At 57.3% G+C, this 24,087-nt stretch carries 24 protein-coding genes and 1 tRNA gene; 12 read left to right on the top strand and 13 right to left on the bottom strand.

Annotated elements, in window-relative coordinates; genetic code table 11:
- The first annotated feature begins 126 nt into the window (after positions 1–126).
- On the top strand, positions 127–1,131 hold the full coding sequence (locus ACR0KW_RS00810) for a GlxA family transcriptional regulator (RefSeq protein WP_170324926.1): 1,005 nt from the start codon (positions 127–129) through the stop codon (positions 1,129–1,131).
- A gap of 7 nt (positions 1,132–1,138) precedes the next feature.
- Here ACR0KW_RS00810 and ACR0KW_RS00805 read toward each other — a convergent pair whose 3' ends face one another.
- Positions 1,139–2,233, bottom strand: a complete 1,095-nt coding sequence (locus ACR0KW_RS00805; protein WP_480803313.1) for a PQQ-dependent sugar dehydrogenase — start codon at positions 2,231–2,233, stop codon at positions 1,139–1,141.
- A gap of 160 nt (positions 2,234–2,393) precedes the next feature.
- Here ACR0KW_RS00805 and ACR0KW_RS00800 point away from each other — a divergent pair, with 160 nt between their 5' ends.
- The 4 genes from ACR0KW_RS00800 to ACR0KW_RS00785 all read left to right on the top strand — a co-directional run bounded on the left by ACR0KW_RS00800 (position 2,394) and on the right by ACR0KW_RS00785 (position 5,848).
- Positions 2,394–3,575: an ABC transporter substrate-binding protein gene (locus ACR0KW_RS00800; RefSeq protein ID WP_480803312.1), complete on the top strand. Its 1,182-nt coding sequence runs from the start codon at positions 2,394–2,396 to the stop codon at positions 3,573–3,575.
- Positions 3,576–3,681: 106 nt separating this feature from the next.
- Positions 3,682–4,470 carry an ABC transporter ATP-binding protein gene (locus tag ACR0KW_RS00795; protein ID WP_480803311.1) on the top strand — a complete coding sequence of 263 codons (789 nt, stop codon included), beginning with the start codon at positions 3,682–3,684 and terminating at the stop codon, positions 4,468–4,470.
- Positions 4,467–5,297, top strand: a complete 831-nt coding sequence (locus ACR0KW_RS00790) for an ABC transporter ATP-binding protein (protein ID WP_480803310.1) — start codon at positions 4,467–4,469, stop codon at positions 5,295–5,297. The genes ACR0KW_RS00795 and ACR0KW_RS00790 overlap by 4 nt, the downstream gene beginning before the upstream one ends.
- Positions 5,298–5,299: 2 nt before the next feature.
- Positions 5,300–5,848, top strand: a complete 549-nt coding sequence (locus ACR0KW_RS00785; RefSeq protein WP_480803309.1) for a hypothetical protein — start codon at positions 5,300–5,302, stop codon at positions 5,846–5,848.
- A gap of 140 nt (positions 5,849–5,988) precedes the next feature.
- On the opposite strand, the gene ACR0KW_RS00780 is transcribed toward ACR0KW_RS00785, so the two are convergent.
- Complete coding sequence (locus ACR0KW_RS00780; protein WP_480803308.1) at positions 5,989–6,345, bottom strand: hypothetical protein; 357 nt, start codon at positions 6,343–6,345, stop codon at positions 5,989–5,991.
- Between the two features lie 380 nt (positions 6,346–6,725).
- Between ACR0KW_RS00780 and ACR0KW_RS00775 the strand changes: the two genes are divergently transcribed.
- The 4 genes from ACR0KW_RS00775 to ACR0KW_RS00760 all read left to right on the top strand — a co-directional run bounded on the left by ACR0KW_RS00775 (position 6,726) and on the right by ACR0KW_RS00760 (position 10,072).
- Positions 6,726–7,103, top strand: a complete 378-nt coding sequence (locus ACR0KW_RS00775; RefSeq protein WP_480803307.1) for a hypothetical protein — start codon at positions 6,726–6,728, stop codon at positions 7,101–7,103.
- A 209-nt stretch (positions 7,104–7,312) separates the two neighbouring features.
- A complete protein-coding gene (locus ACR0KW_RS00770; RefSeq protein ID WP_170324933.1) occupies positions 7,313–8,323 on the top strand; it encodes a branched-chain amino acid ABC transporter permease in 1,011 nt (336 codons plus the stop codon).
- A complete protein-coding gene (locus ACR0KW_RS00765; RefSeq protein WP_480803306.1) occupies positions 8,320–9,633 on the top strand; it encodes a branched-chain amino acid ABC transporter permease in 1,314 nt (437 codons plus the stop codon). The genes ACR0KW_RS00770 and ACR0KW_RS00765 overlap by 4 nt, the downstream gene beginning before the upstream one ends.
- A 187-nt stretch (positions 9,634–9,820) precedes the next feature.
- Positions 9,821–10,072 (top strand): hypothetical protein, encoded by a 252-nt coding sequence (locus ACR0KW_RS00760; RefSeq protein WP_170324935.1) that lies wholly within the window; start codon positions 9,821–9,823, stop codon positions 10,070–10,072.
- Positions 10,073–10,117: 45 nt separating this feature from the next.
- Here the strand turns inward: ACR0KW_RS00760 and ACR0KW_RS00755 are convergent, their stop codons facing one another.
- Positions 10,118–11,659, bottom strand: coding sequence for a helicase HerA-like domain-containing protein (locus ACR0KW_RS00755; protein ID WP_480803305.1), 1,542 nt, complete (start codon positions 11,657–11,659; stop codon positions 10,118–10,120).
- A gap of 428 nt (positions 11,660–12,087) precedes the next feature.
- Between ACR0KW_RS00755 and ACR0KW_RS00750 the strand changes: the two genes are divergently transcribed.
- Positions 12,088–12,696 (top strand): invasion associated locus B family protein, encoded by a 609-nt coding sequence (locus ACR0KW_RS00750; protein WP_480803304.1) that lies wholly within the window; start codon positions 12,088–12,090, stop codon positions 12,694–12,696.
- 58 nt (positions 12,697–12,754) lie between these two features.
- Here the strand turns inward: ACR0KW_RS00750 and ACR0KW_RS00745 are convergent, their stop codons facing one another.
- The 4 genes from ACR0KW_RS00745 to ACR0KW_RS00730 are packed head-to-tail and all read right to left on the bottom strand — an operon-like array spanning position 12,755 to position 16,994.
- Complete coding sequence (locus ACR0KW_RS00745; RefSeq protein ID WP_480803303.1) at positions 12,755–13,963, bottom strand: beta-ketoacyl-[acyl-carrier-protein] synthase family protein; 1,209 nt, start codon at positions 13,961–13,963, stop codon at positions 12,755–12,757.
- A gap of 9 nt (positions 13,964–13,972) precedes the next feature.
- Positions 13,973–14,230 carry an acyl carrier protein gene (locus tag ACR0KW_RS00740; RefSeq protein ID WP_170324939.1) on the bottom strand — a complete coding sequence of 86 codons (258 nt, stop codon included), beginning with the start codon at positions 14,228–14,230 and terminating at the stop codon, positions 13,973–13,975.
- A gap of 32 nt (positions 14,231–14,262) precedes the next feature.
- The gene (lpxD, locus tag ACR0KW_RS00735) at positions 14,263–15,354 is read right to left on the bottom strand and encodes a UDP-3-O-(3-hydroxymyristoyl)glucosamine N-acyltransferase (RefSeq protein WP_480803302.1); all 1,092 of its coding nucleotides are present in this window, start codon (positions 15,352–15,354) and stop codon (positions 14,263–14,265) included.
- Between the two features lie 35 nt (positions 15,355–15,389).
- The gene (locus tag ACR0KW_RS00730; protein ID WP_480804182.1) at positions 15,390–16,994 is read right to left on the bottom strand and encodes a L,D-transpeptidase family protein; all 1,605 of its coding nucleotides are present in this window, start codon (positions 16,992–16,994) and stop codon (positions 15,390–15,392) included.
- Positions 16,995–17,348: 354 nt separating this feature from the next.
- Here ACR0KW_RS00730 and mepK point away from each other — a divergent pair, with 354 nt between their 5' ends.
- Positions 17,349–17,918: a peptidoglycan L,D-endopeptidase MepK gene (gene mepK / locus ACR0KW_RS00725; protein ID WP_170324942.1), complete on the top strand. Its 570-nt coding sequence runs from the start codon at positions 17,349–17,351 to the stop codon at positions 17,916–17,918.
- Positions 17,919–18,635: 717 nt separating this feature from the next.
- A complete protein-coding gene (locus ACR0KW_RS00720) occupies positions 18,636–19,181 on the top strand; it encodes a hypothetical protein (RefSeq protein ID WP_480803301.1) in 546 nt (181 codons plus the stop codon).
- A 412-nt stretch (positions 19,182–19,593) separates the two neighbouring features.
- Here the strand turns inward: ACR0KW_RS00720 and ACR0KW_RS00715 are convergent.
- The 6 genes from ACR0KW_RS00715 to sufC all read right to left on the bottom strand — a co-directional run bounded on the left by ACR0KW_RS00715 (position 19,594) and on the right by sufC (position 24,054).
- Positions 19,594–19,670: transfer RNA gene (locus tag ACR0KW_RS00715), tRNA-Arg, on the bottom strand.
- Between the two features lie 66 nt (positions 19,671–19,736).
- Positions 19,737–20,957, bottom strand: a complete 1,221-nt coding sequence (locus ACR0KW_RS00710) for a cysteine desulfurase (protein ID WP_480803300.1) — start codon at positions 20,955–20,957, stop codon at positions 19,737–19,739.
- A gap of 13 nt (positions 20,958–20,970) precedes the next feature.
- Positions 20,971–21,537, bottom strand: a complete 567-nt coding sequence (locus ACR0KW_RS00705; protein WP_480803299.1) for a YIP1 family protein — start codon at positions 21,535–21,537, stop codon at positions 20,971–20,973.
- A complete protein-coding gene (locus tag ACR0KW_RS00700) occupies positions 21,534–22,019 on the bottom strand; it encodes a YIP1 family protein (protein ID WP_480803298.1) in 486 nt (161 codons plus the stop codon). The genes ACR0KW_RS00705 and ACR0KW_RS00700 overlap by 4 nt, the downstream gene beginning before the upstream one ends.
- Positions 22,019–23,299, bottom strand: coding sequence for a Fe-S cluster assembly protein SufD (gene sufD / locus ACR0KW_RS00695; protein ID WP_480803297.1), 1,281 nt, complete (start codon positions 23,297–23,299; stop codon positions 22,019–22,021). The genes ACR0KW_RS00700 and sufD overlap by 1 nt, the downstream gene beginning before the upstream one ends.
- Complete coding sequence (gene sufC / locus ACR0KW_RS00690) at positions 23,299–24,054, bottom strand: Fe-S cluster assembly ATPase SufC (RefSeq protein WP_170324947.1); 756 nt, start codon at positions 24,052–24,054, stop codon at positions 23,299–23,301. Before sufC ends, sufD begins: the two co-directional genes overlap by 1 nt.
- Between the last annotated feature and the right edge of the window lie 33 nt (positions 24,055–24,087).

The following is a 24,087-nucleotide window of genomic DNA, read 5'->3' as shown; positions in this document are numbered from 1 at the left end:
AATGCGTTCAAGAGTGACCATATCCCTTTTGCGCCCCTTGACGTCGTAAACAAGCTTTGATCATGGTGGCTGCCAAATCTGCCGCTGGGTAAAAACGACCGAGCGCCGAATCAAGGACACCTCGCCATGCAAGAGCAACGCCAAGTTGTCACGGTGGAAGACACTGCGGCCAACCCGCGCAACTTCGTATTTGTCCTGTTGGACAAATTCTCGCTGCTGTCGTTCGCTTCCGCGTTGGACAGCCTGCGAATTGCCAACCGTATGGCGGATAGAACGCTGTATACTTGGACCCTGATGGGCGAAGGCGGCGAAACGGTCAATTGTTCGGCTGGTACCAACTTTTCACTGGACGAGGACCTGATCGAACTTCAGCGAGACGATGTTGTTCTGATCTGCGGCGGCGTGGACGTGCAGGCCGCAACCACCAAGAAAGTGCTGAACTGGGTGCGCCGGGAGGCACGCCGAGGCCTGCGCATCGGTGGTCTGTGCACTGCGGCATATACGCTTGCCAAGGCCGGGCTTTTGGACGGCAAGCGCGCCACGATCCACTGGGAAAACGCCGACAGCTTTGTTGAGGAATTCGATGAGGTCGAACTGACCAAATCGGTCTTTATCGTCGACGGGAACCGGATGACCACGGCAGGGGGCACATCGTCCATCGACCTGATGCTGAAGCTCATCGCCGACGACTACGGCGAGGACCTTGCCAATGCGGTGGCGGATCAGATGATCTATTCCTCGATCCGCACCGATCAGGACACCCAGCGCTTGTCGACCCCGACCCGCATCGGTGTACGTCACCCCAAGCTGAGCCAGGTCATCCTGATGATGGAAAAGAACATCGAAGAACCGATCTCGCCTTCGATTCTGGCCAAGGATGTCGGCATGTCCACCCGGCAGCTGGAACGTCTGTTCCGCCGCTACCTCAGCCGCTCGCCCAAGCGCTATTACATGGAGCTGCGCCTGCACAAGGCACGCAACCTGCTGATGCAGACGGATATGAGCGTGATCAACGTGGCGCTCGCCTGTGGATTCGCCAGCCCGTCGCATTTCTCGAAATGCTACCGGGCGCATTACAACACCACGCCCTATCGGGAACGCGGTGCACAGGGCGACCGGCTGTCGATATGACCCGCCCCTAAGTGCCCGGCGCCATGCGATAGACTCCCCCCTGCCCGACCGAAATGAACCAGATCGATCCGTCCGGAGCCTCGACAATATCGCGCACGCGTTCGGTCTCGGGGCCTTTGATCTGCTCGACTTCTTGCAACGGCGATCCCGCCAGCCGCGCGATATAGTCGTATTTCAGCGAGCCGACAAAGATATTGCCTTTCCACTCGGGCCACAGCTTGCCGGAATAGACCATCAGCCCGGATGGAGCCATTGACGGGTCCCAATAATACTCTGGCTGCTCCATGCCCGGTTTCGCAGTACCCTCTCCGATCTTCTTGCCGGAGTAATGCACGCCGTAAGAGATCACGGGCCAACCATAGTTCCGACCGGGCCGGACCAGATTGACCTCATCCCCGCCTCTGGCGCCATGTTCGGAAATCCAAAGCCGCGCGCGCGCGTCTAGCCCGGCCCCCTGCGGGTTGCGGTGGCCGAAAGACCAGATCTCGGGGCGCACGCCATCCTCCCGAACAAAGGGGTTGTCTGAAGGCACCGATCCGTCCCTATTTACGCGAATGACCGTGCCATTGTAATTGGAGCGGTCCTGCGCCTTTGGGCGCTCGCCCCGGTCTCCGATCGTGACAAAAAGGGTGCCGTCCTCGGCCTCTACCACGCGCGAGCCATAGTGCCGCCCGGTTGATCCGCCCGGGACCGCTTCAAAGATCACGCGCAGGTTGGATAGTCGGTCACCCGTTTCTGACAGTTGAGCCACTGCAAGGGCCGTTCCGGCACCACTCTGTTGGGGATTCGAAAACGTCAGGAAAACATCTCTGGTCTGAGGGAAATCGCGGGCCACAGTCACGTCCAGCAAACCACCCTGCCCCTCGGCCAGAACATTGGGCACACCGGAAACACGCTGAATGCCGCCGCCCTTGACATGCAAAAGCTCTCCGTCGCGTTCCGTCACCAGAAACGCGCCATCCGGCAACACTCCAACTGCCCACGGCGTGTCTAGACCACCGGCCATTTCCGTAACTTCGACAGGGCCTTGCAAGGTTTGCAGCCTTTCGGCCCATGCGGCGCTGCCCCAAGCCAACATTACGATTGCAATCGTCCGGATCATCCTGTTCCTCCGTCGTTTCCCGCTGCAACAGCGCCTTTGCATCCATCCGAACAAATAGGGCTCCCGGCCGCAAATAACACTTTTCCGTTTGGACTTTTCTTTTCCGGACAGCTTGCCTAGGGTCGTGCGCAGAATGAAGACCACTTCAGGGAGTAACCTCATGAAAAAGCTGCTTACCGCAACTGCAGCAACCGCTCTGCTGGCCGGCACCGCCATGGCCGAAGACGTCAAATTGGGCATTATGTTCGGTTTCACCGGCCCGATTGAATCGCTGTCGCCTGCCATGGCCGCCGGTGCGGAACTGGCGATGAAAGAAGTCTCGGAGTCCGGCAAGCTGCTGGACGGATCGACCGTAACCCCCGTACGCGCCGACACGGGCTGCGCCGACAACGCGCTGGCTACTGCAAACGCCGAACGTCTGGTTGCCGAAGGCATCAATGGCCTTGTTGGAGGTGACTGCTCGGGCGTGACCGGCGCGATCCTGCAAAACGTCGCCGTGCCGAACGGCATGGTGATGATCTCGCCGTCCGCCACCTCGCCCGGCCTGTCCGTGATGGAAGACAATGACCTGTTCTTCCGCACCTCGCCGTCGGATGCGCGCGAAGGTGAGATCATGGCCGACATCCTGAAAGAGCGCGGCGTGAACTCGATCGCTCTGACCTATACCAACAACGACTACGGCAAGGGTCTGTCCGAGGCGATCAAATCCTCGTTCGAAGCGTTGGGCGGTGAAGTCACCATTGTGGCCGCGCATGAAGACGGCAAAGCCGACTACTCGGCCGAAGTTGGCGCGCTGGCATCGGCTGGCGGCGATATTCTGGTTGTGGCCGGTTACCTGGACCAGGGTGGTCTGGGCATCATCCAATCCTCGTTGGACAGCGGAGCATTCGACACGTTCGGCCTGCCGGGCGGCATGATCGGTGACTCACTGCCCGAAAACGTTGGCCCGGATCTGAACGGTTCCTATGGTCAGGCGCCGGGTTCGAAAAGCGAGGCCGCGGATTCGTTCAGTGCAATGGCTGAGAGCGAAGGTTTTGACGGCACGTCGATCTTTGTTCCTGAATCCTATGACGCGGCGGCCCTGTTCCTGTTGGCCATGCAGGCCGCAGGCTCCAGCAACCCGGCAGACTATGGCAGCAAGATCATGGACGTCGCCAACGAACCGGGTGAGAAAATCTATCCGGGCGAACTGGCCAAAGGTCTGGAACTGCTCGCTGCTGGTCAGGAAATCGACTATGTCGGTGCCTCGGGCGTTGAGTTGATCGGCCCGGGTGAAAGCGCCGGTGCCTACAAGGAAATCGAAGTTATCGACGGTGAGATGAAGACGGTTAATTACCGTTAATCCAGCGTCAAATTAGACCAAACGGAGCAGCCCGGGCCTTGTGCCCGGGCTGTTTCAATGACAAAAGGCTGCACCTCTGTTTTCGGGGAAAAGACAAGGGAAAACCATGATCGTCGTTGAAGACGTGCACAAGCATTTTAGCGGCTTCCACGCGGTGGATGGCGCTTCGTTAAAGATCGAAAAGGGTTCGATCACCGGCCTGATCGGACCGAACGGCGCCGGCAAGACCACCCTGTTCAATGTGATCGCAGGCGTTCTGCCGCCGACATCCGGGCGCGTCGTCATGGATGGCGAGGATATCACTGGCCTGCCCCCGCATGAGCTGTTTCACAAGGGCCTGCTGCGCACTTTCCAGATTGCGCATGAGTTTTCCTCGATGAGTTGCCGCGAGAATCTGATGATGGTCCCCGGCGCGCAATCGGGTGAGACGCTGTGGAACACGTGGTTCGGGCGCAAGCGCATCGCCGACGAAGAACGGGCCCTGCGAGCCAAGGCCGACGAGGTGCTTGAGTTTCTGACCATCGAACATCTGGCCGATCACAAGGCGGGCCAGGTCTCAGGCGGGCAGAAGAAACTGCTGGAGCTTGGCCGCACCATGATGGTCGATGCCAAGATCGTGTTTCTGGACGAGGTTGGCGCGGGCGTGAACCGCACCCTGCTGATGACGATCGCCGACACCATCCTGCGCCTGAACAAAGAGCGTGGCTATACTTTCGTGGTCATCGAGCACGACATGGATTTCATCGGCAAGATCTGCGACCCGGTCATCTGTATGGCCGAGGGCAAGGTTCTGGCCGAGGGCACTCTGGACGAGATCAAGGCCAACGAGCGCGTGATCGAGGCCTATCTTGGCACCGGTCTGAAGAACAAAGACAAGCTGGAGGCCGGAGCGTGAGCGACAACCCCTACCAAGACGATCACGGCAACAAGGACGCGACGATCACCAATCCCCATGGTGCGGGCACCATGACTCCCGCCCATCAGACCAGCGGTGAAACGCATTATGTCGGCGGCGGTCCGTTCCTGATCGGTGACACCATGACCGGCGGCTATGGCAAAGGCCCCGATATCCTGCACGACTGCACCATCGCCGTCGACAAGGGTGAAATCGCCGTCATCGTCGGCCCCAACGGTGCCGGTAAGTCCACCGCGATGAAGGCCGTGTTCGGAATGCTGGACGTTCGTGCCGGTTCCGTACGGCTGGATGGGGAGGATATCACCAAACTCTCGCCTCAGGACCGCGTGATCAAAGGCATGGGTTTCGTGCCGCAAACCTCGAACATTTTTACGTCCATGACGGTGGAAGAAAACCTTGAAATGGGGGCCTTCATCCGCCGCGACGATATCAGCCAGACGATGGAGCAGGTCTATGACCTCTTCCCCATCCTGCGCGACAAGCGCAACCAACCGGCTGGAGAGCTGTCAGGCGGTCAGCGCCAACAGGTCGCCGTGGGCCGCGCGCTGATGACCCAGCCCAAGGTGCTGATGCTGGACGAACCGACCGCCGGCGTCTCACCCATCGTAATGGACGAGCTGTTCGACCGGATCATCGAGGTTTCCCGCACCGGCCTGCCGATCCTGATGGTCGAACAGAACGCCCGCCAGGCGCTTGAGATCGCGGATAAGGGGTATGTTCTGGTTCAGGGGCGGAATGCCTATACCGGCACGGGTAAGGAACTGTTGGCCGATCCGGAAGTTCGGAAGAGCTTCCTGGGGGGGTGAGGATGTATAAAGTATTTTGGGCGTTGGGTTTTTCTTTGTTCCCAATGTCGCTAGCAGCGTTTACTGGCCCGGCTAGTAATCTTGAGATTTATGACTGTGTCGTTGTCGAAAGATGCGATGTTCAAAACTTGTGCGTCCAAGCGGACGAAGAAACCGAACTGATATTCACGACAGTCGTGCAGATGGCTCCGCTATCGCCAGAAAACTACGCGGATCCCAACGGTCGGATCGGGGATGTCGAACGAATTGTTTGGATAGACTTGCCTCGCTATCCGAACAAGCGGTTCCCTCTTCCCATCTGGTATCGTTTCAACTTTGAGCTGGATGACCCGTGGGAATTTCGCCTCAACGATTGGCTTTCCGGTAAGCAAGTCTCGCCATACGATGAACAGTCCTATGCTTTTGTTTTCGAAGCGAATTTAAGCGGTGAAGACGACTATGATGATCTCTGGGAGAACCGGAATTTTTGGTTCAAGCTGTACGAAAAACGTAACAGCTCCGCATCGCAGTTTGAAACGATCAAATTGATCTGCCCGGAGTATGGTAAATAGTATGGACTTCCTCAACGCCCTTGTGGCGCTCTCCAACTTTGTCCTTGTTCCCGCAATCGCCAGTGCCACTCACCCTTTTTAGAACGTCGCACATAAGTAGGCACTGACTTTAGACGGCGCTTATAAACCCTCTATTTCACTCAAAAGACTGGCTCACCACACTTCCCGAAATCCTGCCCTGCATGCGGCCCTTTGATCGACATGTCGTAGTTTCGATCTTCGAAATCCACAACAAACGTCACGACATCCTTGTCCATGATGTGCAGAAAGGTCAGTGAGTTCAGCCCTGCGATAATCGTCGCCTCTCCGCGAATGTCGTCCGTAATAACGATGAACCCTTTGTCGGTCGCGCCGGACCGCGCCAACGTCACTGCGCCGCCATTGCCTTCCGACACGCAGTTGACGACGAAATCAGCACCGTTCAGAGGATCGCTCGTCGCAGATTGAGCCACCACAGGCAAAGCCGCACCCAGTATCAGAGTTGCGTAAAATTTCATTTCTAACCTCATTTTGTATCAGCGCCCCCACGCTTCGATACAAAACAATGCGAAACTCAAAAGATTCAACAGGCTACAGCCCTCGTTTCACTCGTTCTTGAAGCCAGGTGAATGGACGTGTGCGGAACGCAAAAATGGCCAAAATGAGGCGATGACACCTTCTCATCTACCCGTGTCGAAACGTCGATGATTTAAACTATGCGTTCTCAGATGCTTACCCGACTGAGCCTCTTGGCAGAAAACTCACGCCATCCAGATTTCCGCCCGGTCTAAGCTGAATTCTTGCCATGATCGACACCTAATCACAGCGCGCGAACAACGAGATTCGGGTACGCGATTCTCAACCATTTCGGGCAAACGCCCCATTCAGGAGATACACCATGAAATATCTGGCAGCGCTTGCCGCAATTGCCCTGCCCGCAACTGCGCAGGCCGTATCGCAAAACCCAGGGGAAGGTGACGTTGTTTACGAGTGCCAGATCACCGAAAGCTGCAACCCCGGCGGTTGCAAACCCATTGATCCAGCACATCAGGTCACGCTGAAACAGATTGCAGGTGGATCCAAAGGACTGGTTCAGCTGGATGGTCAGGAGCACGATGTTATGGTGATCCCCAGCCTAGGCGCGCAGGAGTTTCTACATATTCAAGGCACCGGAACGGTCGGATACACTGTGACGTCCGACACTGGGCATCTTGAGATTCGCGCAACCGGCGGCCAACAACGAAATGAGCGCGGCACCTGCGAGCTTCCTGGTTAAGGCTGCATTCACATTCGTCGAATACGCGAATTTAGGCGAGCACTGCGCCGGGCAAGTACGAACCCGTTCCGGCGCGTGCCTCTCATTCGGATAAAACGGTTTTCTGTTGCGGTTTTTCTGTGGTTTTCGCTGTCCTCGATGACTGGAAATATTGTGTCCTTGCTCACTGCTATGCCATAAGGCCGCACCCGGCGGAATGAGAAGGTGAGATGGACATACTAAACGCGCTAGTCGCGCTTGCGAATTTTGTGCTGGTGCCTGCAATTGCTTATGGCAGCCAACTGGCATTGGGGGCGCTGGGCGTCACTCTGATCTATGGCATCCTTCGATTTTCGAACTTTGCCCATGGCGACACGATGGCTTTTGGCGCGATGATCGCCGTGCTGGTCACCTGGGGCTTACAGGCCGCGGGGGTCAGTTTCGGACCGCTTCCGACTGCTCTGCTCGCCCTGCCCTTCGCCATTCTGGGCTGTATCGTTCTGGTGCTGATCACGGATCGTTTGGTTTATCGGTTCTACCGGGAGCAAAAGGCCAAACCGGTCATTCTGGTGATCGTTTCGATGGGCGTGATGTTCATCATGAACGGTCTGGTGCGGTTCATCATCGGGCCGGATGACCAAAGATTCTCGGACGGCGCGCGCTTTATCGTGTCCGCCCGGGATTTCCGTGAGATGACCGGCCTGCGCGAGGGTCTGGCGATCAAGACCTCTCAGGGCATCACCGTGATCGTAGCCGTTGTCGCCGTGGCGCTGCTGTTCTGGTTCCTCAACAAGACCCGCACAGGCAAGTCGATGCGCGCCTATTCGGATAACGAGGATCTGGCGCTTTTGTCCGGTATCAACCCCGAACGCGTGGTGATGATCACCTGGATCATAGTTGCTGCTTTGGCGACCACCGCCGGGGTGCTCTACGGTCTGGACAAGAGCTTCAAGCCCTTCGTCTATTTCCAACTGCTGCTGCCTATTTTCGCCTCTGCCATCGTGGGCGGTCTCGGTAGTCCTCTGGGTGCCATCGCGGGCGGCTTCATCATCGCCTTTTCCGAGGTGACGATCACATATGCCTGGAAAAAGGTGCTGACCTATCTGGCGCCGGAAGGCCTGGAGCCGTCGGGATTGGTGCAGTTCCTGTCCACCGACTACAAATTCGCGGTTAGCTTCGTGATCCTGCTGATCGTGCTGCTGTTCAAACCTACGGGTCTGTTTAAGGGGAAAGCGGTATGACCGAGTCTGTCAAAAACACGCTGCTTTTCGCCGTGGTCGGCGGCCTGATCCTGCTGACCGGGTTCACGCAAAGCTGGAACGCCGCGATCCTGATCCTGAACATGGGGCTGATCTCGGCCATCATGGCGCTTGGGGTGAACCTGCAATGGGGCTTTGCCGGGCTGTTCAACGTCGGCGTCATGGGCTTTGTCGCGCTGGGCGGGCTGGCGGTCGTGCTGGTCTCGACCCCGACCACGCCCGGAGCGTGGTCCGCGGGTGGATACGGTATCGTTCTGGCCATGTTGCTGGGGGCCGCGACCGTCGTGGCCACCGTTTTGGTCGCACAGAAGATGCCGAAAGGCCGGGTGCGAACCCTGTCGATCATCGCCATTCTGATCGTTGGGTTCTTTATCTACCGTGCCGTTCTCGATCCCAACACGGCAGCTGTCGAGGCGATTGAACCTGCGGTCGCCGGCAACCTTGGCGGGCTAAACCTGCCCGTACTGCTGGCCTGGCCTGCCGGGGGCCTGCTGGCTGCGGGTGCAGCTTGGCTGATTGGCAAAACCGCACTGGGTCTGCGCTCGGACTATCTGGCGATTGCAACGCTGGGTATCGCGGAAATCATCATTGCAATCCTGAAAAACGAAGACTGGCTGGCCCGAGGCGTCAAGAACGTCTACGGCATTCCGCGCCCTGCCCCTGTGGTAGGCTATGAAGTCGATCTTCAGAACGACCCGGGTTTTGTGGCGCGTGCCGAATGGCTGGGGCTGGATCCGGTCACAGCGTCGACTCTTTCGGTCAAGCTGGGCTATTCGCTTCTGTTCCTGATCGTGTTGCTGGTGCTGCTGTGGATGGCACAAAAAGCCCTTCACAGCCCCTGGGGCCGCATGATGCGCGCCATTCGCGATAACGAAGTCGCGGCCGAGGCGATGGGCAAGGACGTCACCCGCCGCCATCTTCAGATCTTCGTTCTGGGCTCGGCCATCTGCGGTATTGCGGGCGCGATGATGACCACTCTGGACGGTCAGTTGACCCCCAGTGCGTATCAGCCGCTGCGGTTTACCTTCCTTGTCTGGGTGATGGTGATTGTTGGTGGCTCGGGCAACAATTTCGGCGCTGTACTGGGCGCTTTCGTGATCTGGTTCCTGTGGGTTCAGGTCGAACCCATCGGCCTGTGGCTGATGAACCTGATCACTTCGGGTTTGCCCGATGGCAGCGCGCTCAAGGCGCATCTGATCGAAAGCGCCGCGCATATGCGCCTGCTGACCATGGGCCTGATCCTGCTGATTGTTCTCAGATTCAGTCCAAGGGGCCTGATCCCGGAAAAATAGATCACGCTCCGAGAAAATTTTGGAACCACGCCACATAATCGGCGCGGTTTCTTGATTCATGAACCTAACGTGAATAGACGAGGTCATCGTTAGGCACATTCCGGACCTGCGCCAGATCGCCTTCAGGTTTAATTAGTCAATCGGGGCTGAAACTACAGGCCACCTCTCGAGAGTAAGAAGACGACGTATGAAAACTTCCATTTTCCCCAAGATCCTCATGCTGCCAGTCGTCGCCAGCCTGGCTGCATGTATCCCGTCCCCCGAAGATTTGGAGACCACACCAGTCAAGGTCCAGACCCCCAAGGGCGTGGTGACTTGCCAACTGTACCGACATGACCGGGTATCCTGGGACCGCGCCATCGATTTCCCGGCCACCAAGATGTCGGTGCCCGAGGCGGACGCCTACTGCAAACAGGAAGGCCAGCGTCGCCTGAAGTAACCGGATCGGCGCCGGGCGGCAGACACACCGCGCGGCGCCATGCGCTTATCGGCCCCTAAACAGCCCGCCCAGAATACCGCGGACGATACGGCGGCCGGTTGTCCCTTTGAGCTCTTTGATGACCGCCTCGCTCATGGCGGTGGCAAAAGTATCCTTCTTCCGCACGACACGGGAGGATGACCGCCCCACTCGGCCACCGGAATATCGGCGGGCCGTGGCGAATTCGCGTTCTGCTATTGTCTGGGTCTCTTCCTTCTCTTCCGCTTTTGCAGCAGCTTTGGCAGCTTCATCCGCGCGGCCCTGAAGGATTTCGAACGCCGACCTGCGATCCTTCAGCGTGCCGTATTTCGACTGCATGTGAGAGGCCGCCAGAACTGCCTGACGCTCGGCCTCGGTTATTGGCCCAAGCTGCGATCCGGGCGGACGGATCAGGGTGCGTTCAACAATACCCGGCACCCCCTTTTTCTGCAGCATCGAGGTCACCGCCTCGCCCACGCCGACCTCGCGAATTGCAGCTTCGGTGTCGAAGGCCGGGTTCTCGCGATAGGTTTCGGCGGCCAGACGCAGGTTCTTGCGGTCCCGGGCGGTGAACGCGCGCAGGGCGTGCTGCACGCGGTTACCGAGTTGCCCCAGAATGTCCTCGGGGATGTCTGCCGGGTTTTGTGAGATAAAGTACACCCCAACACCCTTGGACCGGATCAGCCGCGCGACCTGTTCGACCTTATCGACCAGAACCTTGGGCGCGTCTTCGAATAGCAGATGCGCCTCATCAAAAAAGAAGACCAACTTGGGTTTGTCCGGGTCGCCGACCTCGGGCAGTTCCTCGAATAACTCGCTCAGCAGCCACAACAGGAAGGTCGCATACAGGCGCGGAGAGCCCATCAGCTTGTCCGAGGCCAGAATGTTCACCATCCCCTGCCCGTTCTCATCCGTCCGCATCAAATCGGCAAGCTCAAGCGCCGGTTCGCCGAACAGGTTGGTGCCACCCTGATTTTCCAACACCAGCAAGCGCCGCTGGATCGCCCCAATCGAAGCGGTTGAGACATTGCCGTAGCGAAGAGACAATTGCGCCCGGTTCTCACCAATCCAGACCAGCAGGGCTTGCAGGTCTTTAAGGTCCAGCAACGGCATCCCCTCTTCATCCGCGACCCGGAAAGCGATGTTCAGAATGCCTTCCTGTGCCTCGCTCAGGTCCATGAGGCGCGACAACAGCAACGGGCCCATTTCGGTCACCGTTGTGCGCACCGGGTGGCCTTGCTGACCAAACAGATCCCAGAACGTCACCGGGCACGCGGCATAGGCATAATCCTGAAAACCGATGCGTGTTGCACGATCCTGAAACGCCTGATGCAGCTTGTGGGTTTCGCTGCCCGCCTTGGCCAGTCCAGACAAATCCCCTTTGACATCGGACAGGAACACAGGAACCCCGGCCTGCGAAAACCCTTCGGCGAGGATTTGCAGGGTAACCGTCTTGCCTGTGCCCGTTGCACCGGCAATCAACCCGTGCCGATTGGCATATTTCAACGTCAGGGATTGAGGCTGGCTATAGTCGTCACCCGCGCCACCCAGAAAAATGTTATTTTCCATGTATGTAAGGCCTTAATTTCCACCGATCTGCCCCCAGCATACAAAGTTAACCTTTGACTGCGATAGTCAAATCGCCGCCTTCGTCGCGAATGCTGCAAGGTGGCAAACTTCCTCCCTGTCAGACTGACCGCGCCTTCGGGCGCGGTTTTTTTAACGGAAACCTGTATCTTCCGTTAAAATTCAAGGTTTGCAGTTGACCGCTGCGCCCGCCTTTCGTAACGTCTGCCCATAACTAAGTCGGCCAGTCCGACGGGGAGAACAATTCTGAAAGGGAGCCGCTCCACCGGCTCCCTTTTTCATTGGCCGGAAATACCGGTGGATGGCAAAAATCCGATCACATCCGGACGTTTGTTCAGCTTAGTGCCTGACACCGTGATCGAACGATGGTAAGACCCACAAAAAATCTCAATCACACTGCCGAGGCATTCATGATCAAGAAACTTTTCTCTTTCAACGTAGTGGCCGCTGCGCTCTGGTGTGGTGCCGCGTACGCGCAAGAAGCGGCTCAGGAAAGCCAGACCCCGACGGAAACGCCGCAGACAGAAGCAGGAACCGAGCTCGACTTGGGCGAAAGCGGCCCGCGCGTTGGCGAACAATTTGTCAAAGAAAAGGTCGGTGACTGGTCCGTTACGTGCATCAACTCGGGTACGGATAACGACCCTTGTGCCTTGCGGCAAATACTGCTGGGCCCGCAACGTCAGCCCATCGCGGAAGTCACCATTGAAAAGCTTGGCGAGGGCGCACCGGCCATTGCTGGCGCAACCGTCATCGTCCCTCTGGAAATTCTTCTGCAAGCGCAGCTGGCTTTCTCGATTGATGGGGCGCCGGGCAAGCGTTATAACTATCACACATGCACCCCAGTCGGGTGCATTGCCCAGTTGGGTTTCACCCAAGGCGACGTAGACGCAATGAAAGCAGGCAGCAAAGCAAAACTGTCGATGGTTTCGGTTCTTGCGCCCAATCAACTGATAGAACTGGAAATGTCCCTGTCGGGCTTTACCGCAGGCTTTGACGGGCTGAGCGTTAACCAGAACTAAGACAAAAAAAAACGTCGCCGTGATCGAACGGCGACGTTTTTTCAACTTGGTTGCTTGTTCAAACTTTCTTGAGCGCCAGTACCGCGTTAAGTCCGCCAAAGGCAAACGCGTTGCTCAAGGCAACCTCGACCCTTGCTTCGCGAGCCTCGTTAGGCACCACGTCCAGCGCGCATTCCGGGTCGGGCTCTTCGTAGCCGATGGTCGGAGCGATCACACCATCGCGCAGTGCCATGATACAGGCCAGCAGTTCCACCGCGCCGGTTCCGCCGATCAGGTGACCGTGCATGGATTTCGTGGAAGAAATCATCAGATCATCTGCGTGCGGCCCGAACACATCGGCAACGGCGGCACACTCGGTTTTGTCATTCGCGGCTGTGCCGGTTCCGTGGGCGTTGATATAGCAAACCTGGTCCGCATTCAGTCGCGCATCCGCCAATGCACCCGCCATGGCCCGGGCGGCGCCCTGTTTGCTGGGCATCACGATGTCTGACGCGTCCGAGGACATGGCAAATCCCACAACCTCGCACAGGATAGCGGCGCCACGGGCGCGCGCGTGTTCGTATTCTTCAAAGACGTAGATACCAGCACCTTCGCCCTGAACCATGCCATTGCGGTTGGCGCTGAACGGGCGGCAAGCGTCCCGGGACATGACGCGCAGCCCTTCCCAGGCCTTAACGCCACCAAAACACAGCATCGATTCCGAACCGCCGGTGATCATCGCAGGTGCCGCCCCGCTTCGCACCATCTGGAACGCCAGCGCCATCGCATGGTTGGACGACGCGCAGGCGGTCGAGACGGTAAAGCTCGGCCCTTTGAGGTTGTGCTCCATCGACACATGGCTGGCTGCGGCGTTGTTCATCAGCTTGGGCACAACGAAAGGATGAACGCGGTTTTTGCCGTCTTCGTAGACTGACCTGTAATTGTCATCCCAGGTCGAAACACCGCCCCCGGCTGTGCCCAATACCACGCCGGACCGCGCGGCGAGATCACCGTGAAACTCGATCCCGGATTGATCGATCGCCTCTTTCGCAGCGGTCAGGGTGAATTGAGTGAACCGGTCATAGAGGCTCATTTGCTGGCGGTTGAACCGCCCTTCGGCCTCGAACCCCCGGACCTGACCGCCAATCTTGATGGAAAGCCGCTCAACGTCGCGGAATTCGAGCTCTGAAATGCCACAGCGCCCTTCGCGCATGGCTTCAAGCGTTTCGGCGACCGAATGGCCCAGCGAATTGATCGTGCCGGCCCCGGTAATAACAACGCGTTTCATGAGGTTTTGTCAGACCTTTTCCGACACAAGCTTTTCGATACCGGCGATGATGGCGGCAACGTTCGAGATATCGAAATCGCTGGCCTCGGGTTCGTTGGCATTAAAAGGCACCGAGATGTCGAACTCTTCCTCGATGGCGAAGATGCTTTCGACCAGACCCAGACTGTCGATTCCCAGATCCTCAAGTGTGCTTTCGGGTGTGACGTCCGAAGGCTCCAGCACGGCCTGCTCAGCAATGATTGCGATGACGCGGTCGGTGATGCTCATGTCGGTCCTCTGATTATCCCGTTGCGGATGATTTAATCACTCGGAGGCTGTTTGAAAACAGCCTTTTTCAACGCCTCGACGTCACGAGCTATGCGCGGCAGACGACGCTGTGCTTTGTAGATGTTGGTATGGGTGTCCATCTTGATGCCCGGATAGCCCATGATTACACGGCCCGCAGGGACATTTGACAGAATCTTTGTACCGCCCCCTGCAATCACGCCGTCGCCGATAAATATGTTGTCGACCACACCGGTCTGGCCGCCCAGCACCACGTTATTACCGATCTCGACCGAGCCGGACACACCGGTTTGGCCGCACAGCAGACAATCCTGCCCGACACGGGTGTTGTGGCCGACATGCACGAGGTTATCCAGTTTCGAGCCGTTGCCGATGCGGGTATTGCGGATCGTGCCGTTATCGACCGTGCAATTGGCACCAACTTCGACGTTGTCACCAATCTCGACAGCACCCAGCGAGTGAATGCGAAGCCAGCTTTGCGCCCGTGCGTCACCCTGATCGCCCATCGTCTTGCGCGCGTTTTCGGCACCGGAAACCTCAGGGGTGACAAAGCTGAACCCGTCGCCACCGATCCGCGCGCCGGGTTGGGCAATGAAACGGTCCCCGATTTGCGCCCGAGCACCGATGCTGACCATCTCGCGCAGCAGCGCATGATCGCCCAGAACCGCGTCCATCCCGATTACACAATGCGGGCCAATCACCGCGCCCTTGCCGATTTTCACCCGCGCTCCGATGACGGCCAGTGGTCCGATCGAGGCACCCTCACCGATTTCTGCGGTCGGGTCGATCACGGCCGAGGGGTGAATCCCCGATTCAACCCCCTGCCCGCGATCCAGCATCGCGGTCACACCCGCCATCGCCATACGCGGCCGGGGAACAAAAATCGCGGCTTCCAGACCCAACGCCTGCCAATCGGCACCCTCCCACAAGACGGCGGCCCGTGCGGACGCACCGCTCAGCGCCTCGGCATATTTCGGAGACATCGCCATCGCCAGATCGGTCGCCTTGGCATCCGCCGGTTCGGCGGCGCGTTCGATAGTAAGGCTGGTGTCGCCCAGACTTTCCGCACCAAGGGCGTCGGCGATTTGCTGGATGGTGTAGTGCATATCGGGCTTCCCGGATTAAGGACCTGCCCCGCTGATTACCCCTGAACGTCCGGCAGGGCTACCCCTGCTTTCTGCAGTGCCTCCCAGATTTTCTGGTCCCGCTCATAGACATCCCGACGATACTGAACCTTACCCTTCGGCCCGATAAAGGCCGTTCGATAGATGATATGGACCGGAACATGCTGCTCAAGATGCACTGTCGTCTCTTTGCCAGTGTTCAGGACCCGGTGGAAAAACGCCTTGGGGTTTTCTTCCTGCTTGGCCAGCAGCGCATAGGCGAACTCAAAGGGTTGCGCCAGGCGGATACAGCCGTGCGAAAACGCTCGCACCTCACGCGCGAACAAACTTTTCTGAGGCGTATCATGCAGATAGATGTTGTACTTGTTGGGGAACATGAACTTCACCAGCCCCAATGCGTTACTCGTTCCCGGCGCCTGACGCATCGCAAACGGAAAGTTGCGCGCATTGAACTGGCTGAAATCCACCGCACCGCGATTGACCTGACGGCCACTGCGATCGGTGATCTGGATATGGCCGACCGCGTTCGGGTTAGACTTCAGCTTAGGTAGGTATTCCTTGGTGATGATCGAGCGCGGGACATACCAGCTGGGGTTGATGACCATATGTTCCATCTCGTCCGAGAATTCGGGGCTGCGGCGGTCATGGGTGTTCTTTCCGATAACGGCGCGGGTCTCAAAAGTGATCGCACCCTCATCCATGATCTTGGCCGAGAAATCAGTCTGGTTGACCAGAATATGACGCGCGCCGCGTTCGCGCGGCAACCAGCGTTCGCGTTCCAGCGCGACATAAACCGCCTTGAGCCGATCCGAAGCACTGCGGTTAAGCTCGGTGATCGTGCCCTGACCAGCAACGCCGTCGGCTGCAAGCCCGTGATCGGTCTGGAATGCTTGCACCGCGGCCAACAAAGCATCGTCAAAGTCCGGGCTGGCATTCGGACGAAGATAACCCATGGAAACTAATCGGTTACGCATCTTTATTACATTGGGTCCCGTGTCACCGTATTCCAGCTTGGACACCGGAACCGTCGCCCCCCAGCCCCCCTGGTTGACGAGTTTTTCCAGAACCAGTTTCTGCTTCATCAACGCCCGGTATTGCGTCGATTGCGGGGCAAGCTGATCGAAATAGCTGCCGTTCTCTGCCGCGATCAGAGCCTGAAGATGATTCTTGGCCGAAGTCCGCGCGACCTTGCGCACCAATCCGTCGTCAATTGCAGAGGGCCGCAGCGCGCCAGATTGCAGGTTGCGGGCATATTCCACAAACGCGCGGCTCAATTGGATCTCGACCGCGCCAAGATCACGTGTCGTGCGGGCGTTCTGCATCTGATCCAATAGCGCCTGAACGCTGTACGAGCCCTGCGGCAGACCGTGCATGTCAGTGCCCGACAAGGCCCGGATCAAACGCGCCCGCCGCGCCAGGTGCTCAGGCGATTCCCCCACCCAAACCGGCGCAAACCCGTTTTCCCGGTAAAACTCCGCAATCCCTGACCCCAAGGGGGCAAATTCCGCGACAGCCATCTGATAAGCCGTTGCCGGCCGGGTTTCTGCGCCTGCGGTTGATGCTGAAGCCAGAAAACATGCCGTTAAAATAAAACCAGAACGCGTCCGAAAACCTGAGAACATGGGATGGCCTTGATTATTCATTATTTTACGCCGCTGGGGAGCGTGCCGATCAACTATGATTGCGTCCCGTACAGCTTGTCTATTCACAAATGTATCACCGCAGCGCATCTGTCAGAGCGTGATGCGTGTTTGCATCGCCCAGCGGAATAGCGCCGCCAAGTGCCTCTGGATTATACATAATCGCGTCACCTGCGCAAAAAACTGCCGAAAATCCCCCCTTGAAAAGGCGATTTTGAAAGACTTCTTGGCTGATTTTCGCGACTGTGTCATAAATCCCGCATCTGGGATGGGAAAAAATTAAGAACGCGCGCGTAACATCGTGCGCAGGCAGGAACAGTACGGGACGAAACTGAAATGACGATGAGCAGTACCTCGGGCTTGACCCGGCGTGCCCTTCTGGGCGCATTCGCGGCTACGGCAGTTGTGGCGGCACCGACTTATTCCAATGCGGCAGGGTTTCTTCGTGGCGGTGGCGACATCCGTCGTATTCGTATGTATTCCGGCCGCACCGGCGAACGCATCGACATGATCTATTGGGTCGATGGAAAATACATCAAAGACGCCGTGAAAGAGGTCAACCATTTCATGCGCGACTGGCGGACCGATCAGGTCAAGGACATGGACCTGCGCACCATCGACATCATGGCGGCGTCACACAATCTTCTGGATGTAAACGAACCCTACATGCTTCTTTCGGGCTATCGCTCACCGCAGACAAACGCGATGCTGCGGTCGCGCTCGCGCCGGGTTGCCAAGAACTCGCTGCATATGAAAGGTCAGGCCGCCGACCTGCGCCTGTCGTCCCGTTCGGTCTCGCAGATGGCCAAGGCGGCCATGTCCTGCCGCGCTGGTGGAGTGGGCAAATACTCCCGTTCAAACTTCGTCCACATGGATTGCGGTCAAGTCCGCAGCTGGGGCGGTTAAACACCCTGCACAGTTTCGAAACGACGAGCGCCCTTGGGCGCTCTTGGTTTTTTGGGGCACCGGAAAGGGCGCTAAGGCTTGCGGAAAACGGCCGTCACAACGAGCGCTGCGCAGAGCCTAATAAAAAGGGAGTATGGCGCACCTGAGAGGTCCACGTCTATTGTTATTTTTCAATGGGTTATGATGGAAACTGCAATGTGATCGCGCCACCAAAAACCAATGGGTTACAATGAGTTTTGGAAACTGGTTTAAGCACCACTAGAACGCTCAAAACTGGCTTTTGGTCAATGACGAAATAGGGAAAGAAAAAGGTGCTCCTTTGAATTCTAGATTTCACGTCTATTTGGACCAGCGAGTTCTATGCGAACTACGCGAGCACAGAGATTTGCGGCCCCACCTATCTGAACTCATGGAAAAACTCCGAAACTTCGGAGCCGTTTTTGTGATCTCGAACCACACGCTTCTAGAGTGCTATGGGTCCGGTAAACCTGTGGAATTCGCAAAGGTTTTGGAGAGCCTCTCGGCGAAGCTACTTACTCCAGTACCAAACAACCCCATTCAACGCTCCTTAGAGGAATTCGACCCGGCGTCTCTGCCTAAGAGTGAAGGCGCTTCTCACCTAACAGCCCTTCAAGCGTTGGATGCGTTTCTGCAGCCAATGCAATTCACTAGCGGATGGCTGAAGAACCTAATTCAAAGGCGGTCCAGGGAAGTGTCTTGCAAGAAATTCAAAGCAGCATCTCAGAGCTGATGCCCAATGTTCCGGACACACTGATATCCGATCTTCACGATGCGCATGATCGTTTTCTGACGATTGATTTAGACTCCGCACTTCAAGAGGAGTTGGTTTCCAGAGAGACCCTTAAGGCTAGGCTTCCAGCGAATTACGCTCAATTGGATGAACTTCCACCGCGCGAAGCAGTAGAACTGATTATTGACAGTTTGCCCCCGCAAGAAATGAAAATTGTTAGGCAGGAATATCCTAAGGGTTTCCGTGAAACCCAACCCAAGCAAGGTGATTTGGTAGGATTTGCCTTCCTTCTCTTTAACTGCGGGCTGGTTCGAGACAACAGAGTTAGAAAGGCTGGTTCGAAAGGCAGACAGCATTACAAAGGACAGTTTAGGGATTGCTGCCACATTCAAGAAGCTGCGTATTGCGACATGCTACTTACATTTGACAAAGGATTAAAACGGCTTTCTGAAGCAGTCTATTCGTATGCTGGAGTCCCAACACAAGTCGGACTTGTCAGCGTGAAAACATAGCTTCTTAGAAAACCCACCCTGATTTGTAGAGGGTTACATTTCTTCCAATCATTGGTCGCTCTCCCCACACAACACCCCGAATCCCTGCGGGCTCTTTAATCGCCGACTGCCCTCGCTGAACAGGGTTCGGAGATACCGCTAAAACACGCGCTGAATCTCCGCCCCGTGGGCATCAACATCGATCAGTTTCCTGGTTGCATAGACGTTGAGACCTCGAATTGGAGTGGATGACCGACCTCGGGAAATTCTTTTTAACGCGTATAGATAGTACCGTCGCAGAAATAGACGGACGGAACTTCATCATGCTGAAGTCACAAGCAAAACTCCGGCCAACATAAATCGTGCAAGGTAAATTGGAAATCTTCGCAAGCTTCCAAAATTTACCTTTTATTTTCAAACGGTTAAGGTAAATTGGCGCACCTGAGAGGATTCGAACCTCTGGCCTCTGCCTTCGGAGGGCAGCGCTCTATCCAGCTGAGCTACAGGTGCCTTGGCCGTTAGCTAACCTTGTTCCGATCCGGGTGCAACTGCAAATCTTCCCGGATCGGCCAGGTTTCAGGCAAACAGATCATGCGCCAGTTCCAGTGCATCGATCAGCGTGTCGACCTCGTCCTTGGTGTTGTACAGACCAAAGCTGGCGCGGCAGGTTGCTGTGACTCGAAGGTGATCCATCAACGGACCTGCACAGTGATGGCCAGCCCGGACGGCGACGCCCTTCTTGTCGAGAATCGTCGAGACGTCATGCGCGTGCCCTGCCCCGTCCAGCGTAAAGCTGAAGATGGCCGCCTTGTCCGCGCGGGTGCCCTGCACCTGCACCCAGTTCAGGCCGTTCAGGCGCTGCATCGCATAGTCGCGAATCCCCGCCTCATGCGCGGCGATGTTCTCCATCCCCAGATCCATCATGTAATCCAGCGCCACGCCAAGGCCGATGGTCTGAACGATACCGGGGGTTCCGGCCTCGAATTTCATCGGCGGATCATTGTAGATCACCTGATCCTTGCTGACCTCTTTGATCATGTCGCCGCCACCGACAAAGGGGCGCATCTCGGCCATGCGTTCGGATTTGATGTAGATCGCACCTGAGCCGGACGGACCGTACAGCTTGTGCCCGGTGATTGCGTAGAAATCGCAGCCGATTTCCTGCACGTTGACCGGCATATGCACGGCGCCCTGGCTGCCATCGACCAACACGGGAACACCCTTGGCGTGGGCGCCTTCGGTGATGGCTTTCACGTCAACCACAGTCCCCAGAACATTCGAGCACTGGGTTACGGCGACCAGCTTGGTTTTGGGCCCAATTGCGTCAATCACGGCCTGCGGGTCCAGACCGCCCTCGGCATCCACATCAACCCATTTCAGGACAACCCCCTGACGTTCTCGCAGGAAGTGCCAGGGCACGATATTGGCGTGATGCTCCATAACGCTGAGGACGATCTCATCCCCCGCCTGCAGTCGCGGCATCGCCCAGCCATAGGCCACCAGATTGATCCCCTCGGTCGTGCCCGAGTTCAGGACGATCTCATTCTCATCCGCCGCGCCCAGAAAACGAGCAATGGTCCCGCGGACGGCCTCGTATTTCTCGGTTGCCAGATTCGACAAGAAATGCAGACCACGGTGAACATTCGAGTATTCCTCGGCATAAGCCCGCGTCACCGCATCGATGACAACCTGAGGTTTTTGCGCCGAGGCCCCGTTGTCCAGATAGGTCAGCGGCTTGCCATTCACCTCGCGCGACAGAATCGGAAAGTCTGCGCGGATTTTTTCTACGTCATACATGGTCTTCTTATCCCTATACCGGGCCGCTGGGCGTTAACGCGAGGACAAAGGGCACCGCCACAAGGGCAGACAACAAAATGACCCCGAAGGATTTCCAGAGCGATCCGAATTTATGCGCTTCATTCAGGAAATGGAGCGTGACGTAAAGGCTCAACACCGCCGTTGCGAGGGTTATCACGACGATCAGCAACGGCATCACCAGCAACGATACCAGCGACAACACCAACCCGGCGATCTGCAGGTATTGCAGCCAGACCGTCAGAAGGAAAACCTCGTCAAATGACCCGGTCCCACCAAGCAGGCGCCCAAACATCAAAAACGCCAATATACTCAGCATGATGGCCCCGGCTGAACGGGCAAGGACCAGCAGCACCGGTTCGGTCGCTGGAACGGGCTGGCCGGGGGGGATTGGCAGCAGTTGGGCAACGCCCACCTGAAGCAGGCAGCTCAGAACCACGGCCAGAAAAAACCCCAACCACAAAACCTCGCGTCCGGGACGCAGGGCCAGCAATTGCCGCGCGGTTTGCGCCGGGTTGGTCAACGTCAGGACCGCAAGGTTGCCAAGAGACATGGAGTTCATTCCAGCCACCCTTGCGCTTGTCTGAGACCAGCGAACCAAAACCAAAGGAAAACAAGAAACCAGACAGCGCCGACAATCGTAAGGGCTGGGCCCGATCCAATAAACCCACCAACAAGGCCGTGTAACAACACCACTGGTGTTGACGCCAACAACGCCCAGAATAATGCTAAACGTGCACCGTACGAAGTACCGCGCGCACCAAACAGCCGCGCCACTCCATAAGACACAAATGCCAGCAAGTAGAAGAACAGAGGCAGAATAAAGACGGTACCGAACAAACTTGCACCCATAAGTGCATTTAGTTCCACGCCCTCAAAATGCGCACGCCGGGCAAGGCTGGGAAGCTGCGCGATAAAGGCCACCACGCAGAACCCCATGACAAAAATCAGCGCCCTGTCCTCGCGTTCACCCAAATCCAGAAGCCGGCGCACCACACGCCCCGGCCCCCGGTAAGTGGCCACGATATCTGATGTGACAGGCATCAGCTGCGCCGCGCCAGCCAGCCTTCCAGACGGGTCACGATCTCTTCGGCCAATGCGCTGTCTTCGATCTCGTCCACCGCCTCGGCCAGAAAAGCCAGGGTCAGCATATTGGTAGCGTCCTTGTGCGGCACGCCACGCGAGCGCAGGTAGAACAGAGCCGTCTCGTCAATTGCCCCTGAGGTCGATCCGTGCGAGCACGCGACGTCATCGGCGTAGATCTCAAGCTCGGGCTTGGCGAGGAACTGGCTGTCATCGTCCAGCAGCAGCGACTGGCTGATCTGATAGCCGTCTGTCTTCTGCGCGCCTGCCTTGACCAGGATCTTTCCCTGGAACACACCGGTCGCGCCATTGCGCAGAACCTTTTTGAAAACCTGACGGCTTTCGCAGTTCACCGCGTCATGGGTGATGAATACCGTGTCGTCGTGGTGGAAGTCACCATCGCCAACGCAGGCACCCGCCACATGGGCCACCGCATCGTCACCGGTCAGTTCGATGACCTGTTCATTGCGGGTCAGAACTCCATTTGCGGTCAGGGTAAACGATTTGTAGGTCGATTCCGCTCCCAGACGGGTGAACATATGGGTCATTGCCCGGCGCTCGTGATCGCGACCCTGCGCACGCACGTGATGCAGCGTGCCGTTATCGGCAATGTCGATTTCCATGCACTTGTTGAATCGGGACGCTGCCGGACCGTTTTCCAGAATCGTAACTTCGGCCCCGCTTTCGACACGGACAATGTGATGCAGCATGGCATCCGACGTTTCTGATGCGTGACGATAGATCAGGCTGATCGGCTTGGACGGCTTGCCGGTGACATGAATCGCTACGCCATCCCCGGCAAAAGCCGTGTTAAGCGCTGCCAGCGGCCGTTGAACCGGAGATTGCCCGCGCGCCTCAAGAACGCCGTACAATTCCTTGGCCCAATGGATATCCTTGCAGCAAATATCCTCGATCCGATCAATGTTGACGCCTTCCAACTCCAGATCATCCGATTCTTCGGCGCTGAACACGCCGTCGATGAAGACGATTTTCAAACGGTCAATCTCGCCGAACAAGGTCTCCTCATCCGAGAGGAACAGCGCAGCATGTGGCGCTTCCGGCGAAATCAAAGTGTCGGGGCGCGTGTATTTCCAATACTCGTCGCGCCGTCCGGGCAGACCCATCTCCAACACACGCGCCAAAGCATCTTCACGCGCGGCACGCGTGCATCCGGCATCGGGCATGGTCAACGAGGCCAACCGTTCCTCGGTAGCGGTCTGTTTTGCTTGCGGCAAAGCCATCAGTTCACCTCGGCCAGAATGTCGGCGTAACCGTTATGTTCAACTTCCAGCGCCAGCTCGGGGCCGCCGGATTTCACGATACGGCCGTTCGCCATGATGTGCACGACATCAGGTTTGATGTGGTCCAGCAGACGCTGATAGTGGGTGATCACCAGAAAGCCGCGGCCTTCGTCACGCAGGGCGTTAACGCCTTCGGACACCAGCTTCATCGCATCCACGTCGAGGCCCGAGTCGGTCTCGTCCAGAATGCACATCTTGGGCTCCAGCATGGCCATCTGCAGGATTTCGTTACGCTTTTTCTCACCGCCCGAGAAACCGACGTTAACCGGACGCTTCAGCATATCGGCGTCGATTTTCAGAGATTTTGCCTTGGCACGCACTTCTTTCAGGAATTCAGCGGCGGACAGTTCCTCTTGACCGCGGGCCTTGCGCTGCGCGTTAACGGCAGTACGCAGGAAGGTCATGTTGCCAACGCCGGGGATTTCCACCGGATACTGGAAGGCCAAGAAAACACCCGCAGCAGCGCGCTCTTCCGGCTCCATCTCCAGCAGGTCTTGACCGTCCAGAGTGGCCGAACCTTCGGTGACCTCATAGCCATCCCGACCCGACAGCACATAGCTGAGCGTCGACTTGCCCGAACCGTTCGGCCCCATGATTGCGTGTACCTTGCCAGCCTCAACCGTCAGGTCCACACCTTTCAGGATCTGCTTGTCTTCTTCTTCAAGTTGTACGTGCAGGTTCTTGATTTCCAGCATGTTTTGTCCTTTTGCGTATCGCAAGGGGCGCCC

Source organism: Ruegeria sp. CG11, assembly GCF_056537245.1.
The sequence above is the reverse complement of the archived record's forward strand: the minus strand, read 5'-3'. Positions and strand labels throughout refer to the sequence as shown.